Genomic DNA, 13,963 nt, shown 5'->3' with positions numbered 1-13,963 from the left:
CAATTAAGGGTATACTTAACAAAAAAATCAATGAGGTGATGAGGATGCAATACAAACAGCTAGGTCGTACAGGATTACAAGTATCAAATCTTTGCTTAGGAACAATGGCATTCGGCCGTTGGATTGATGAAAAAGCGTCTGCGGATATTTTAGATACAGCCATTGATCAGGGCATTAACTTTATCGATACTGCCAACTATTATGGAAAAGGGCAGGACACAGAGGTTCCATACGGAACGGGTGAATCAGAGGAGATCATTGGTCGCGCACTGAAGGGGCGCCGTGATGACGTGGTACTTGCGACGAAAGTTGGTATTCGCATGGGCCACAAGAAAAATCAGTCCGGTCTTTCTCGTACGCACATTATGCGCGAGGCGGAGCAGTCGTTGAAGCGCCTCCAAACGGATCATATTGACTTGTATCAGGTACATATTTTTGATCCGAACACGCCATTAGATGAGACGCTTCGAGCGCTAGATGATCTCGTTCGTCAAGGCAAGGTTCGTTACATCGGATGCTCGAACTATGCGGCATGGCAAATCGCAAAATCACACGGCATTAGCGAACGGCTGAACCTAGAAAAATTCATTTCGGTTCAACCGCAATACAATCTTCTTTCACGTGAAATCGAGCAAGAGCTTTTGCCATTTTGTGAATCAGAAGGGGTAGGAGTGTTAACGTATAGCCCAATGGCCAGAGGGATGCTGTCAGGAAAGTACAAGCACATGGGTGATGTACCAGCAGATAGTCGTGCAGCCAGAGGAGAAAAGCTTATTCAAAACTATTTCACAGAGCGTAACTTTGAGCTTGTACAGCAATATCAAAAAATAGCGGATCAGCAGGAAGTCAGTCTTTCTCAATTTGCGCTAAGCTGGGTACTGAATGAGCCAGCGGTCACATCAGCCATTATTGGTGCAAGCAAAGCTTACCATGTGACGGATGCAGCGGAGATTAGTGATTGGATTTGGACTGATGAATTAAAACAAGAAGTAGATAATATTCAGCTTTAGTAATAAGCGGGCTAAATTTCAAATACTGGGTTATGTTTCAGAATGCAACATGGCTGACTAAGAAAAAGGATGCGAAATCTCAACGATTTTCGCATCCTTTTTCTTATGACCGTATGCTTAGCGCATTTAAAGCAAAAATTTTTAGTTTATCCAGCAGTTTTTTGTTGAAAAGTGTCCACTAATAGTGTAAATTTACACTATTAGTGGAATTTTTGAATAAGGAGAGGGACGATGCGAAAGTTTATAATGAATCTGTTAATTGTTTGTTTATACTGTTTTCCGTTCGGTTATGTTTCGATGTACCAAGATTGGGCGAACACGTCTATGATCGGCTATTTAACTATGATTGTAGGTACGTCCATACTGGCCGTTTCAAGCCAAGTATTTAGCAATATCATTCCGTTTATGATTGGTAATCTAGCGTCAGCCATGATTTCGTTGTACTTTCTCCACAGAATGGATATAACGTTAGGAGCTGGTTGGGACCATGGTTATTTCAAACCATTTGCTCCCCATCAAGTATTGCTATTGATTAGTTGTTTGAATTTGCTTCCTCAGCTTCTTGTTATGTGGCTAACGAACCGTAAAAAGGAGCCGGTTAGATGACTTTGCGCGGTTCGTTCATATAAAAAGTGAATGAATAGCCATTCATATGATATAGTAGTAGCTAAGAGTAAGCAAATAAAGGGGGGCATAGTATGTTTGTGAAACAACATGCATCAAGAGGAGAACAGTCAGGTGTTCAGTATTGTGAAGGACGAAATGAAGCGTTAGGCGTTCGCCTTAACTGTTTTGCTTTTTTTCAAGACGGTGTCTTAATCGATACGGGCTCACATTCCTTACGACAAGTGTTTCGTCCGTTTATTGATGACGTTCAGCCAGACATCGCCATGATTACACATTATCATGAAGACCATACGGGAAATGCGCTGTATTGTGCAGAACAGAATATTCCGGTATATATGAATCCCCTTTACAAAAACGACTGCATGAAAAAAGCAAACTATCCATTTTATCGTCGTTTCTTTTGGGGAAAACGTCCCCCGTTTTCATCGCAAGATATGCCTGAAACCTTCTCATCTAGAAATAATCACTGGAGGGTTCTCTCAACGCCTGGACATGCGGCCGATCACGTTTCATTTTTAAACGAATCCACAGGTCAGCTCTTTTCAGGTGATTTGTACGTATCACCGAAAACGAAGGTAGCGCTTCGAGAAGAAAGTATTCCGACCATTATTCGTTCAATTGAACATGTGTTAGAACATGATTTTAGCGAAATGTTTTGCTGTCATGCCGGCTATATAAAAGACGGCAAAAAGAAATTACACTATAAGCTTGATTATTTAAGAGGCGTTCAGGAGAAAGTCATTCAATTAAACAAAGAGGGCTATCAGGTAGAGGAAATTAAACAGTCTCTTTTCCCCAAAAAATACCCGATCATTACCTTTTCACGTGGGGAATGGGACTCGAAATACATCGTGTCATCCATTTTAAATGAACGGTAAGAAAGGCAAGACTCTTTCGTAGAAGAAGGGGTCTTTTTTTTATGATCATTGTAAAAATATTGACATAATTAGTACCTAGTACTAATATCTAAATATATAAATAGATCATAAAAAGAGGCGATGAAACATGAAATCAACCGCAAGATTAACGGCAATCGGCACATACGTACCGGAACAACGGCTGACCAATGCTGATTTAGAAAAGCTGGTGGATACAAGCGATGAGTGGATTACACAGCGAACAGGAATGAAAGAGCGCAGAATAGCGGGAGAAATGGAATTTTCGTCAACGCTTGCCTGCAGAGCTGTAGAAGACCTGCTTGCACGATACGAAACGAATATACACGAAGTGGACTGCATTCTGGTCGCCACAACAACGGCTGACTACGCGTTTCCGAGCGTTGCTTGCCAAATTCAGCAGTATTTTAATATACCTCAAGCAAGTACAATGGATCTGAACGCTACGTGCGCGGGCTTTACATATGCGCTTCACATGGCTAATGGATTTGTAACGTCAGGATTGCATCAAAAGGTATTAGTAATTGCGGCTGAAACGTTATCAAAAGTAACCGATTATAGCGATCGTTCTACATGTGTACTGTTTGGCGACGGAGCGGCTGCTATGTTAGTAGAATACGATTCTTCACGGCCAAGTTTTCTAAGCTCGCATACGGGAACGTACGGACAGGGAGGTAAGCATATTTACCGAACAAACTTGTCGACCACCATGGAGGGAGAAAACCTGCTTTCTCATGGGAAAATGGTGCAAAATGGCCGTGAAGTATACAAGTGGGCTGTGAGAAATGTTCCTCAGGGAATGAACGAATTGCTTGAAATGGCAAGGATGACGCAAGAGGAGATCAGCTGGTTCGTCCCTCATAGCGCAAATCTTCGTATGATTGAATCGATTTGTGAAAAGTCACGATTTCCGCTAGAGCGAACGCTCACAAGTGTTGAAAACCATGGTAATACCTCAGCCGTTTCCATTCCACTTGCGCTCGATATCGCGTTAAAAGAAGGAAAACTTCAAAACGGGGATACGGTGTTGCTGTACGGATTTGGTGGAGGATTAACCTATGCAGGACACCTACTAACATGGCATTTAAAGGAGACAAAGTAGTTATGTATACATTTGCAGCAAAGACCGTGCAAGGATTTTTACGTATCGTAGGGGGGAAGCTTACGGTTCATCAGAAAGAAGCGGTTCCAACAGACACGCCTTTTATCGTTGTATGTACGCATAAAAGCTGGTATGATGTCGTCTGTTTAGGCATTGCGCTTCATCCTGTACCGATTCATTTTATGGCAAAAAAAGAGCTGTTCCGACTGTCAATGATTAATAAACTACTAACGAGTCTTCATGTGTTTCCGGTAGATCGTGAAAATCCAGGGCCAAGTGCGATAAAGATTCCGCTTCAGCTTTTAAAAAAGCAAAAAGTCGTGGGCATCTTTCCGTCCGGAACACGTTCAGCTGAAGATGACTCTTTGAAGCAGGGGGCCGTTCGGATCGCTTCACGAGCAGGCGTGCCGATTGTTCCCGCTGTTTATGTCGGTCCACATCGTTTTCGTGACTTGCTGAAGCGAAAGCGCCGAGCCGTCATCTTCGGAGAACCGATTCCGGTATCAAAAGATAAAAGCGTCGAGGAGTGGAACGAGATTCTCTCGCAAACGTTCCGTACGCTTGAGCAATAAAAAAGAGGTGGAAAGAAACGAAGCGAATTCGTCTCTTCCTCACCTCTTTTTTATTATCCTTTTACATCAATATGGTGACCTGATGTCGGGTGCGGAGCAGGAGCAGCCTGCATAAGAAGTTGGTTCATGGCCTGTGCGTTGACTTGTGCAATATTCATCGTCTTTTTCATTAAGGCAATGCTAACATCTTGCTGTAATGAGGTTTGATGCATATTCACGGATAAAGCAGCAATATCCATATTCATTCCTCCTTCATTTACTAGTGTAACCGCTTTTACTACAATGTGCCACGGCCGAACGGCAAAAAAAGAGATTGGAAGATATCCAATCTCTTAGGTTCGTTTTCGTTTATTAAAAAACGTGACTTTCGGTTCGGTTCCTTTCATGATCCGTTGAATGTTGGCACGATGTTTGATAATAACAAATAAGGCGAGGAATACAGCCACAATAATGAGCACAAGATCCCCTAAAAACAACGTGTAAACAAACAAAAATACACCGGTAATCATGGATGATAAGGAAACGTATTTTGATATGTATAAGGCGATGAAAAAGCATAAAACCAAAAATAAAAACATGACTGGGTTATAAAATAGTAGTACTCCACCAGACGTTGCAACGGCTTTTCCACCTTTAAATTTTGCAAAAATCGGATAAACGTGACCAATGACCGCAAATAATCCAACAAGTAAAGGATGAATATTTGCATCAAATAAGAAAGGAAGAGCGGTTGCTAGCGTACCTTTTAAAATGTCACCAATCGTGACCATGAGCCCTGCTTTGGCTCCTAACGTACGAAAGGTATTCGTTCCTCCTAAATTTCCGCTTCCGTGTTCGCGGATGTCAACCCCATATCCTAATTTCCCTACCACAAGGGCGAAAGGAACAGAACCGATTAGATAAGCAAGAATCGGTAAAATAAATTCCATAGTTCGTAAGCTCCTTTATATTCAATCCTTCTCATTTTACCATGCTAACGAGAAAAACGTAGCGTGGTTTATGTAAATAATTCGTGGTGATGCACGAATTTTCCTTTTTCTCGGGATAAACCGGCTCTAATCGTATCAAGAAAGTTGGAAAACCACAAGTTTTTTCGAAATGCCTTACGATCATTGTATACTGCGTTTGTTTTCCTTAAAACATGCTTCTCCATCATTTTATTTACAAAAGAGAGAGGAGAATGATCATTTGTCGTGGAAACTAACTGAGATTGACCTGTTTTGTTTCATGTTTTTTTAGAAAAAAAGAGGGGAAATCAGCAAAAGAAGACCTTTTCTATATGGGCTTCTGCTTGCTTCCTTTGATTTTTTACGCTATACATAGAGGAGCAGGCATTCATAAAGCGAGAGACGAAACGTGAAGGGAGTCATGAACATGACCATGTCTATTCCAAGTCGTGAGGAGCTAGGTGCGATACTCAAAAAAAGCAAACGGATTGCGGTTGTCGGGCTATCGGACAATCCGTCGCGAACATCCTATATGGTCTCAGAAGCCATGCAAAAAGCAGGCTATGAGATTATTCCTGTTAATCCAACGATTGAAGGAGCGCTCGGCGTGAAAGCCGTCGCTTCGCTAAAAGAAATTGAAGGTCATATCGATATTGTGAACGTGTTCCGTCGTTCAGAGCATTTACTAGATGTGGCAAATGAATTTTTAACAGTTGATGCGGATGTTTTTTGGTCACAGCTTGGATGTGTTAGTGAAGAGGCCTATAATTTGCTTACGAATAAAGGGTATACGGTCGTTATGGATCGGTGCATTAAAGTCGAACACGCCCTCACAAAGTAACACAAGTGATTAGAAAAGAATGGCTTTTGATGAGTCTATCATCACGCTCACGCTTGAAAATCCTTGATATTTCAAGGATTTTCTTCGTTTTTTCGTAAATAATGGTTTTAGAATTCGTTATTTATCGCTACAATAATGCTTAGACTATCTTTTAAACAAAATATATAAAAAAAGAACAAAAAGCCTATCATATAGGCTTTTAAGGGACATAACTCATTTGACTTTTTCAATGGTTATGCTAAAATCGAAACATATGTTCTTATGTTCTAGAAATGAAAGGGGTATGTATGGTTGGCTAAGAAACAACAGTTTGACTACAATGAAGACGCGATTCAGGTCTTAGAAGGCTTGGATGCTGTTCGTAAACGTCCTGGTATGTATATTGGGAGTACGGATAGTCGCGGTTTGCACCATCTCGTATACGAAATTGTCGACAACTCAGTCGATGAAGCACTTGGAGGATTTGGTGACGAAATTATCGTAACAATACATAAAGATCTTTCCCTTTCCGTACAAGATAAAGGACGCGGAATGCCGACGGGAATGCATAAACTAGGAAAACCAACACCCGAAATTATTTTCACCGTTCTTCATGCCGGAGGAAAGTTTGGGCAAGGCGGGTACAAAACGAGTGGAGGACTTCACGGCGTTGGGGCATCGGTTGTAAATGCTCTATCAGAGTGGCTAGAGGTAACGATTTACCGCGATGGGTTTATTCATCGCCAGCGCTTTGAAAACGGCGGAAAAGCGGTCACAACTCTTGAAAAGATCGGAAAAACACGAAAAACGGGTACCACGACCCACTTCAAACCAGACCCAACCATTTTTAGCACGGTTGCATTTAACTATGATACGTTAAGCGAACGTCTACGTGAGTCAGCGTTCCTGCTCAAAGGGTTAAAAATTGAGCTTATTGATGAACGCTATGATCAACGAGACGTTTTTCACTATGAAAATGGAATTCAAGCATTTGTTGAATATTTAAATGAAGAAAAAGACGTTCTTCATCCTGTTCTGTTCTTTGAAGGAATGCAAAACGATATTGAAGTCGAGTTTTCATTCCAGTTTAATGATGGATTCTCTGAAAATATCCTATCGTTCGTCAACAACGTACGTACAAAAGACGGCGGAACGCACGAAGCAGGAGCAAAAGCCGCTGTCACACGCGTCTTTAACGAATACGCACGAAAAGTGAACCTTTTGAGAGAGAAAGACAAGAACTTAGAAGGAAATGATATTCGAGAAGGCTTTGCGGCCATCGTTTCGGTACGTATTCCTGAGGCACTGCTACAGTTCGAGGGGCAAACAAAAGGAAAGCTCGGAACAAGTGAAGCACGATCAGCTGTTGATGCGGTCATCTCTGAGAAACTTGCTTACTTTTTAGAGGAAAACCCTGACATTAGTACAGCGCTTGTTAAAAAAGCTATAAAGGCGGCACAGGCACGTGAAGCAGCCCGAAAAGCGCGTGAAGAAGCTCGATCTGGTAAAAAGAAAAATCGCAAAGAAACCGTGCTAAGCGGGAAGCTAACACCGGCACAGTCACGAAATCCGCAGCGAAATGAACTATACCTAGTTGAGGGTGACTCAGCGGGCGGTTCAGCCAAACAAGGTCGTGATCGTCGTTTCCAAGCGGTTCTGCCACTTCGCGGAAAGGTTATTAATACCGAAAAGGCGAAGCTTCAGGATATCTTTAAAAACGAAGAGATTAACACGATCATTCATGCGATTGGCGCAGGTGTTGGCTCTGATTTTGACTTAGATGATATTAACTATGACAAAGTGGTCATTATGACCGATGCCGATACGGACGGGGCGCACATTCAAGTGTTGCTGCTTACGTTCTTCTATCGCTATATGAAACCACTTATTGAAGCAGGGCGCGTATTTATTGCCTTACCACCTCTCTATAAAGTAAGCAGAGGAACAGGCAAAAAAGAAGTGATTGAATACGCATGGAACGATGATGAGCTAGACGGCGCAATCAAAAAAGTCGGAAAAGGGTATATGATTCAGCGCTACAAAGGACTTGGTGAGATGAATGCCGATCAGCTTTGGGAAACGACGATGAACCCAGATACTCGCACGCTCATTCGTGTTCGCATTGACGATGCAGCACGCGCAGAGCGCCGCGTAACAACACTAATGGGTGACAAAGTAGAGCCCCGTCGTAAGTGGATTGAAAATAACGTCGCCTTTGGTTTAGAGGACGATCCGAATATTTTAGATAACGAAAACGTAACGGTCGCAGAGGAGGAATAATACATGAGCCAACAAACAGAACGATTTTTAGATTTACCGCTTGAAGATGTACTTGGCGACCGCTTTGGACGATATAGTAAGTACATCATTCAAGAACGTGCCCTACCGGATGCACGTGATGGACTAAAGCCCGTACAACGTCGTATTTTATATGCGATGCATGCGGAGGGAAATACGTCGGAAAAAGGATTCCGAAAATCAGCGAAAACAGTCGGGAACGTAATCGGGAACTATCATCCACATGGTGATAGTTCCGTTTATGACGCGATGGTTCGTATGAGTCAAGACTGGAAAGTACGAAACTATCTAGTAGAAATGCATGGAAATAACGGAAGCATCGACGGTGATCCACCTGCAGCGATGCGTTATACAGAAGCACGCTTGTCGTCGATCGCATCAGAATTGCTTCGTGATATCGATAAGCGCACGGTTGAATTTATCCCAAACTTTGATGATACAAGCAGTGAACCAACGGTCCTACCTGCAATGTTCCCGAACCTCCTTGTGAATGGTTCAACAGGGATTTCAGCAGGGTATGCAACGGAGCTTCCACCTCACCAATTAGGGGAGGTAATTGATGCAGCGATTATGCGTATTGATAAGCCAACAAGCACAGTCGATGAGCTTATGACGGTACTAAAAGGCCCTGATTTCCCAACGGGTGGGATCATTCAAGGGGTCGACGGTATTAAGAAGGCTTACGAAACAGGTAAAGGGAAAATCGTCATTCGCGGAAAAGCAAGCATTGAAGATCTTCGCGGCGGCAAACAGCAACTCGTTATTACGGAAATTCCATTTGAAGTAAACAAGGCAAATCTTGTGAAAAAAATGGATGAACTGCGTATTGACCGCAAAGTGGACGGTATTGCAGAGGTACGTGATGAAACGGACCGTACAGGACTACGCATTGTCGTGGAACTAAAGAAGGAAACGGATGCAAACGGGGTCTTAAACTACCTGTACAAAAATACCGATTTACAAGTACCTTACAACTTCAACATGGTGGCCATTTACCATAAGCGCCCGAAATTAATGAGCCTTTTAAATATTTTAGACGCTTACATTGAGCATCAGCGTGAGGTTGTCACAAATCGCTCAAAATACGAGCTGAAAAAAGCACAAGAGCGCGCTCATATCGTAGAAGGGCTGATGAAAGCTTTATCGATTTTAGATGAGGTAATCGCAACGATTCGCTCTTCAAAGGATAAGCGCGACGCGAAGCAAAACTTAATGAACGAGTATGGCTTTACAGAAGCGCAGTCAGAAGCGATTGTATCCTTACAGCTCTACCGTTTAACCAATACGGATATTACAGCGCTTCGTGAAGAAGATGAAGCTCTACATGCGCGTATCGCAGAGCTTGAATCCATTTTACATAGCGAAAAGAAATTGTTAAACGTCATTAAAACGGACCTTCGAAAAGTGAAGAAAACGTACAATGATGAGCGCCGTACGGTCATTGAAGAAAAAATTGAAGAAATCAAAATTAATCTTGAAGTTATGATTCCGTCTGAAGATGTGATGGTGACGGTAACGAAGGATGGCTACGTAAAACGCACAAGCCTTCGATCATACTCTGCTTCAAACGGGCAAGATTTCGGAATGAAGGATACGGACCGCTTCCTTCTGAAACAAGAACTGAACACAACCGATACGATGCTACTTTTCACAAACAAAGGAAATTACTTGTACATGCCAATTCATGAACTCCCAGATATTCGTTGGAAGGACATGGGACAGCACGTGACGAACATTATTCCCATCGATAAAAAAGAAGAAGTCGTCAAGGCAATCCCAATCCATGATTTTGCAGAATCGAAGTTTTTATTGTTTATAACGAAGAATGGTATGGTGAAGAAAACAGAATTAGCGCATTACAAAGCACAGCGTCGCTCAAGAGCCCTTGTTGGTGTGAACATCAAAGGCGACGATGAAGTTGTTGACGTTCATTTAACCGATGGTAAGCAAGATGTGTTCCTTGCTACTCATGACGGATATGGACTATGGTTCTCGGAAGAAGAAGTCAGTATTGTTGGCCCACGTGCCTCTGGTGTAAAAGGAATTAACTTAAAAGACGATGATTACGTCGTAGCAGGTAAAGTCTTTGAAGAAGGCATGCAGCCGAAGCTCGTGATGGCTACACAGCGAGGAGCGGTGAAAAAGCTCTCCATCACAGACTTTGAACGTTCCTCACGCGCAAGACGAGGTCTTGTCATGGTAAAAGAACTAAAAGCAAATCCTCATAAAGTGGTCGGATTTGAATTTATTACAGGTAACGAATGGTACTACCTTGTAACGGATAAGCATCACATTGAACAGATTGATCCGTCCTCAATGCGGGTAAACGACCGCTATGGAATTGGCTCGTATGTTGTTGATCAAAGCGATGCCGGAAGCGTTTCGGCCGTTTGGATTGAGCCGAAAGAAGAAAGTAAATAGTACGTCAAAAAGCAGCGATCACTTGATGTGATCGCTGCTTTTTGGATATGCATCAACAATTTTCTGAAAAGCGTAGTAAATAACCGTCTGGGTCTTGAAGGATAAACTCTTTTTGAGTGTATCCACTGTACGTATTGACCATCATATCCCGAAAAAGAGGAACGTTATGCTTCTGTATACGGGAGAAAAGGGCTTCTATGTTGGTCACGGCAATTTGAAAATTAATGCCGCGACCATAAGGATGAACCAGTTCACCTGTTTCCCAATGGCCATTACGTTCTTCAATCATCATTTGTGCGCCGTTCAACGAGATAAACGCAAAACGATCCTCCTTACGTTCATATTCAAGCTCAAATCCAATTACCCCTAAGTAGAATTCTTTGGATACATGGAGGTTTGAAACGGACAGCTCAGGTATTAGCGTGTTGAATTTCATGATGGCGGTTCCTTTCCAATTCATCGTTCTTTTCCATTATTATTTTATAAAAGTTCCAGATGGAAATTCTCTAGTGCCCTGTAATGTGCGATTTTCTCTTCCATTTTTGTGAGATTTATTTGTAGTTCGCGCATGTTCATTAACGTATCCTGATAGTGTTGCTCTAGTAATTCTCTTCTTAACGAAACCGTATCATCTCCTTGGTACCTCAAATCAGAGAACTCCTTCATTTTGATCATCGACATTCCTGTTGCACGTAACCGAACGAGAAATTGAACCCAAGCGAGATCAAATTCTGAATACTGTCGATACCCATTTTTATCTCTCTGCACATGCTGAATTAAGCCGATCTTTTCATAGTAACGTAGTGTATGGCTAGACATTTCTGTTATAGCTGCAAGTTGTTGAATGCTGAATAAATTTTCCATAGGAAAAGTATACCATGTTTTTGACGAAAACCCTTGCCTTAGAGCGCGCGCTAAAGCGTAGTATTTTATTCATAGCACATCACTACAACGTTAGGAGAGATAAAAATGATGAATCAACGATATGAAAATGGATGGAACAAGCTAATGGAAGTAGATGGGGAGGGCGGAAAACGAGTCATTGAATCACTGAAAGGCCTTGCGCCTGACATTGGAAAGTACGTGATTGAATTTGCTTTTGGAGATATTTATACAAGAACAGGAATTAGCCTTCAGCAAAAGCAGTTAGTGACAATTGCTTCGCTTACGACACAGGGCGGATGTGAGCCACAGCTTATCGTTCATATTCATGCGGCACTTAATGTCGGATTGACACCTAATGAAATTGTTGAAGCTATTATTCACTGCATTCCCTACACGGGATTTCCGAGAGTATTAAATGCTGTGTTGGTTGCTAAACAAGTTTTTGAGGAGAGAGGTTTATCTGTGGATACAAAGGAATAGTTTCCGTAAACCTCTGAAAAATTAAAGAAGCTTGATTTGACGTCACTAACGAGAATAAGATAGTTTAATATAACAGGAGTGATAAAAATGAACATACGAAAAGCAACTAGTGAAGACATAAAAGCTGTTTCCGCTATTTACATTGATACGTGGAAAACGACTTACAAAGGACTCGTACCAGATGAGTATTTACATAGCCTTTCCTATGAAGAGGCGGAGACAAAATGGGGTCAATTCATGGCTGAATTCGAGCACAAGTCCGCTATTTTTGTAGCCGTTAATGAGGTCAATGAAATTGTTGGCTTTGCTGCAACACAAATGATGAGCCAAAATGATCAAACAGGAGAGTTATATGCCCTTTACCTTTTACCGAAAGCGCAAGGGTTAGGAGCAGGTCGACGACTAGTGTCGGCGGTAGCTAAATATCTTCGCAACGAACAAATGTCGTCTATGCTCGTCTGGGTCATGAAAAAGAATGAAGCTGGTCGAGGCTTTTACAAACGTCTTCAAGCAGCTTATTTTGCTCATAGAGAGAGTGAATTTGGCGGAGTGGTCGTAGAAGATGAAGCCTATATTTGGGACGATCTCTCAGGATTATGATTTAAAAATAAGGGGCACTATTTGAACCGTTTTTCTCAAAAATAGAATGATTAAAAAAACAAAAAAGCAAACGATCTCCTCTTTATGAGACGATCGCTTGCTTTTTCTTTCTCTAAAATACATTGGATTTTTATGGAATATTTTTACAAAAAAACGATATACTAACAGAAGAAAAGGAGGGAAAAGAATAGTGAAAAAGATCATTCCACCATTGTTCGTCTATTTAGCTGTTTGTTTGCTTACGGTCTTCTTACCTGCGTCTGATGGTTATAACACGATTGGTTGGAAGTTATTTGTTGGTCAGCTTTATGCGATTCCTGCGTTATTAATGGCGATTTTAATTATGTTTTTTGTGTTCAGAAGACCATCACATAATTAAGCGGAATTAGAGATGGGTAGCTGCATTTTTTGCTGTCCATTTTTTGTGCCTATTATCTCTAAATTTAATTACCAATCATGAAGGAGTGAATACATTGAGATCAAACATAGAACATTTTTCAAAGAGTGTTGAACAATATCTGTCCTACACAGAACAGCCGTGGGGGAAACTATTTTACACGAGTACTCTTGCTCAAATAGAGCCATTTTTAGCTAGTGATGATTACGTAGTGGATGTTGGATGCGGATTTGGGATAACAATTAAATCGTTGGCTGAAAAAGGTTGCCGCGTTTTAGGCCTAGAACCAAAAAACGATTTGCTTTCTGCCGCAAAACAGAAGGCACTTCAGAGTAATGGAAGCATAGAATTTAAACAAAAATCCATAGAAGAGATTCATTCGCTAGCGTTTAGCGCAGATTTTCTGCTTTGTCACAACGTTCTTGAATATTTAGACGATCCTGAGAAGGGGATTTGGACACTTGCACAGAACATAAAAAGACAAGGGTATCTTTCTCTCATTACGCATAATCCGTTAGCGAACGTCATGAAAAAAGCGATTGTTGAAAAATCTCCGTCTGCTGCTTTGTCATTTGTGGATCGAAAAACAGATTATAGTTCTGTGATTGGAGCGGACATTTCTCTCTTTTCACAAGACGATCTTAAAAAATGGCTGACGAAAGCTGGTTTTCAAGTAATAGAGCGCTATGGCATACATAATCTATATAGCTATATTGACAATGAACACAAATTCGATGACGAGTGGAATCAAAAAATGACGGAGCTTGAGATGAAGGTTTGCAGCGTATCGCCTTATCGTGACGTTGCTGTATTTTCACATACGATTGCACGAATGCTATAAGGAATGAATGAGTTACATATCCTGACTAAAATTCCTATTATCCTATTTCGCCAAAAAGGAGCGACTC

General features: G+C 41.6%; 16 protein-coding genes. 12 read left to right on the top strand and 4 right to left on the bottom strand.

Going from position 1 to position 13,963, the window contains the following annotated elements:
* Positions 1-44: 44 nt before the first annotated feature.
* From IE339_RS11215 to IE339_RS11195, 5 genes are all read left to right on the top strand, one after another.
* On the top strand, positions 45-1,010 hold the full coding sequence (locus IE339_RS11215) for an aldo/keto reductase (protein WP_242175987.1): 966 nt from the start codon (positions 45-47) through the stop codon (positions 1,008-1,010).
* Positions 1,011-1,241: 231 nt separating this feature from the next.
* Entirely contained in the window at positions 1,242-1,616 is a 375-nt protein-coding gene (locus IE339_RS11210) for a hypothetical protein (protein ID WP_242175986.1), read from the top strand.
* A gap of 92 nt (positions 1,617-1,708) precedes the next feature.
* Positions 1,709-2,515 carry an MBL fold metallo-hydrolase gene (locus IE339_RS11205; protein ID WP_242175985.1) on the top strand — a complete coding sequence of 269 codons (807 nt, stop codon included), beginning with the start codon at positions 1,709-1,711 and terminating at the stop codon, positions 2,513-2,515.
* 127 nt (positions 2,516-2,642) lie between these two features.
* The gene (locus IE339_RS11200) at positions 2,643-3,635 is read left to right on the top strand and encodes a ketoacyl-ACP synthase III (RefSeq protein ID WP_242175983.1); all 993 of its coding nucleotides are present in this window, start codon (positions 2,643-2,645) and stop codon (positions 3,633-3,635) included.
* Positions 3,636-3,637: 2 nt separating this feature from the next.
* Entirely contained in the window at positions 3,638-4,207 is a 570-nt protein-coding gene (locus IE339_RS11195; protein WP_242175982.1) for a lysophospholipid acyltransferase family protein, read from the top strand.
* Positions 4,208-4,260: 53 nt separating this feature from the next.
* Here IE339_RS11195 and IE339_RS11190 read toward each other — a convergent pair whose 3' ends face one another.
* Together IE339_RS11190 and plsY are read right to left on the bottom strand one after the other, a co-directional pair.
* Positions 4,261-4,446 carry a YjfB family protein gene (locus tag IE339_RS11190; protein WP_242175981.1) on the bottom strand — a complete coding sequence of 62 codons (186 nt, stop codon included), beginning with the start codon at positions 4,444-4,446 and terminating at the stop codon, positions 4,261-4,263.
* Between the two features lie 93 nt (positions 4,447-4,539).
* A complete protein-coding gene (gene plsY, locus IE339_RS11185; protein WP_242175980.1) occupies positions 4,540-5,136 on the bottom strand; it encodes a glycerol-3-phosphate 1-O-acyltransferase PlsY in 597 nt (198 codons plus the stop codon).
* Positions 5,137-5,581: 445 nt separating this feature from the next.
* Between plsY and IE339_RS11180 the strand changes: the two genes are divergently transcribed.
* From IE339_RS11180 to parC, 3 genes are all read left to right on the top strand, one after another.
* Positions 5,582-5,995: a CoA-binding protein gene (locus tag IE339_RS11180; protein WP_242175979.1), complete on the top strand. Its 414-nt coding sequence runs from the start codon at positions 5,582-5,584 to the stop codon at positions 5,993-5,995.
* A 291-nt stretch (positions 5,996-6,286) separates the two neighbouring features.
* On the top strand, positions 6,287-8,254 hold the full coding sequence (parE, locus tag IE339_RS11175; RefSeq protein ID WP_242175978.1) for a DNA topoisomerase IV subunit B: 1,968 nt from the start codon (positions 6,287-6,289) through the stop codon (positions 8,252-8,254).
* Positions 8,255-8,257: 3 nt separating this feature from the next.
* Entirely contained in the window at positions 8,258-10,693 is a 2,436-nt protein-coding gene (gene parC / locus IE339_RS11170; RefSeq protein ID WP_242175976.1) for a DNA topoisomerase IV subunit A, read from the top strand.
* A gap of 52 nt (positions 10,694-10,745) precedes the next feature.
* Here the strand turns inward: parC and IE339_RS11165 are convergent, their stop codons facing one another.
* Positions 10,746-11,153: a bleomycin resistance protein gene (locus tag IE339_RS11165; RefSeq protein WP_242175974.1), complete on the bottom strand. Its 408-nt coding sequence runs from the start codon at positions 11,151-11,153 to the stop codon at positions 10,746-10,748.
* Positions 11,154-11,173: 20 nt separating this feature from the next.
* A complete protein-coding gene (locus IE339_RS11160) occupies positions 11,174-11,557 on the bottom strand; it encodes a MerR family transcriptional regulator (protein ID WP_242175973.1) in 384 nt (127 codons plus the stop codon).
* Between the two features lie 105 nt (positions 11,558-11,662).
* Between IE339_RS11160 and IE339_RS11155 the strand changes: the two genes are divergently transcribed.
* The 4 genes from IE339_RS11155 to IE339_RS11140 all read left to right on the top strand — a co-directional run bounded on the left by IE339_RS11155 (position 11,663) and on the right by IE339_RS11140 (position 13,896).
* Entirely contained in the window at positions 11,663-12,058 is a 396-nt protein-coding gene (locus IE339_RS11155) for a carboxymuconolactone decarboxylase family protein (protein WP_242175972.1), read from the top strand.
* Between the two features lie 87 nt (positions 12,059-12,145).
* Positions 12,146-12,658: a GNAT family N-acetyltransferase gene (locus IE339_RS11150; protein WP_242175971.1), complete on the top strand. Its 513-nt coding sequence runs from the start codon at positions 12,146-12,148 to the stop codon at positions 12,656-12,658.
* Between the two features lie 190 nt (positions 12,659-12,848).
* Positions 12,849-13,037: a DUF4017 family protein gene (locus IE339_RS11145; protein ID WP_242175970.1), complete on the top strand. Its 189-nt coding sequence runs from the start codon at positions 12,849-12,851 to the stop codon at positions 13,035-13,037.
* A gap of 94 nt (positions 13,038-13,131) precedes the next feature.
* Complete coding sequence (locus IE339_RS11140; protein ID WP_242175969.1) at positions 13,132-13,896, top strand: methyltransferase domain-containing protein; 765 nt, start codon at positions 13,132-13,134, stop codon at positions 13,894-13,896.
* Positions 13,897-13,963: the final 67 nt, after the last annotated feature.

This window comes from Priestia koreensis (assembly GCF_022646885.1).
In the GTDB taxonomy this organism is placed as follows: Bacteria; Bacillota; Bacilli; order Bacillales; family Bacillaceae_H; genus Bacillus_AG; species Bacillus_AG koreensis_A.
Note: the sequence above shows the minus strand (reverse complement) of the source record. Positions and strands in the feature narration are given on the sequence as shown.

Excerpts from the sequence above, each read along its gene's own strand:
- IE339_RS11215 (WP_242175987.1), top strand. The coding sequence starts at position 45 with ATGCAATACAAACAGCTAGGTCGTACAGGATTACAAGTATCAAATCTT.
- IE339_RS11210 (WP_242175986.1), top strand. The coding sequence starts at position 1,242 with ATGCGAAAGTTTATAATGAATCTGTTAATTGTTTGTTTATACTGTTTT.
- IE339_RS11205 (WP_242175985.1), top strand. The coding sequence starts at position 1,709 with ATGTTTGTGAAACAACATGCATCAAGAGGAGAACAGTCAGGTGTTCAG.
- IE339_RS11200 (WP_242175983.1), top strand. The coding sequence starts at position 2,643 with ATGAAATCAACCGCAAGATTAACGGCAATCGGCACATACGTACCGGAA.
- IE339_RS11195 (WP_242175982.1), top strand. The coding sequence starts at position 3,638 with ATGTATACATTTGCAGCAAAGACCGTGCAAGGATTTTTACGTATCGTA.
- IE339_RS11190 (WP_242175981.1), bottom strand. The coding sequence starts at position 4,446 with ATGGATATTGCTGCTTTATCCGTGAATATGCATCAAACCTCATTACAG.
- plsY (WP_242175980.1), bottom strand. The coding sequence starts at position 5,136 with ATGGAATTTATTTTACCGATTCTTGCTTATCTAATCGGTTCTGTTCCT.
- IE339_RS11180 (WP_242175979.1), top strand. The coding sequence starts at position 5,582 with ATGACCATGTCTATTCCAAGTCGTGAGGAGCTAGGTGCGATACTCAAA.
- parC (WP_242175976.1), top strand. The coding sequence starts at position 8,258 with ATGAGCCAACAAACAGAACGATTTTTAGATTTACCGCTTGAAGATGTA.
- IE339_RS11165 (WP_242175974.1), bottom strand. The coding sequence starts at position 11,153 with ATGAATTGGAAAGGAACCGCCATCATGAAATTCAACACGCTAATACCT.
- IE339_RS11160 (WP_242175973.1), bottom strand. The coding sequence starts at position 11,557 with ATGGAAAATTTATTCAGCATTCAACAACTTGCAGCTATAACAGAAATG.
- IE339_RS11155 (WP_242175972.1), top strand. The coding sequence starts at position 11,663 with ATGATGAATCAACGATATGAAAATGGATGGAACAAGCTAATGGAAGTA.
- IE339_RS11150 (WP_242175971.1), top strand. The coding sequence starts at position 12,146 with ATGAACATACGAAAAGCAACTAGTGAAGACATAAAAGCTGTTTCCGCT.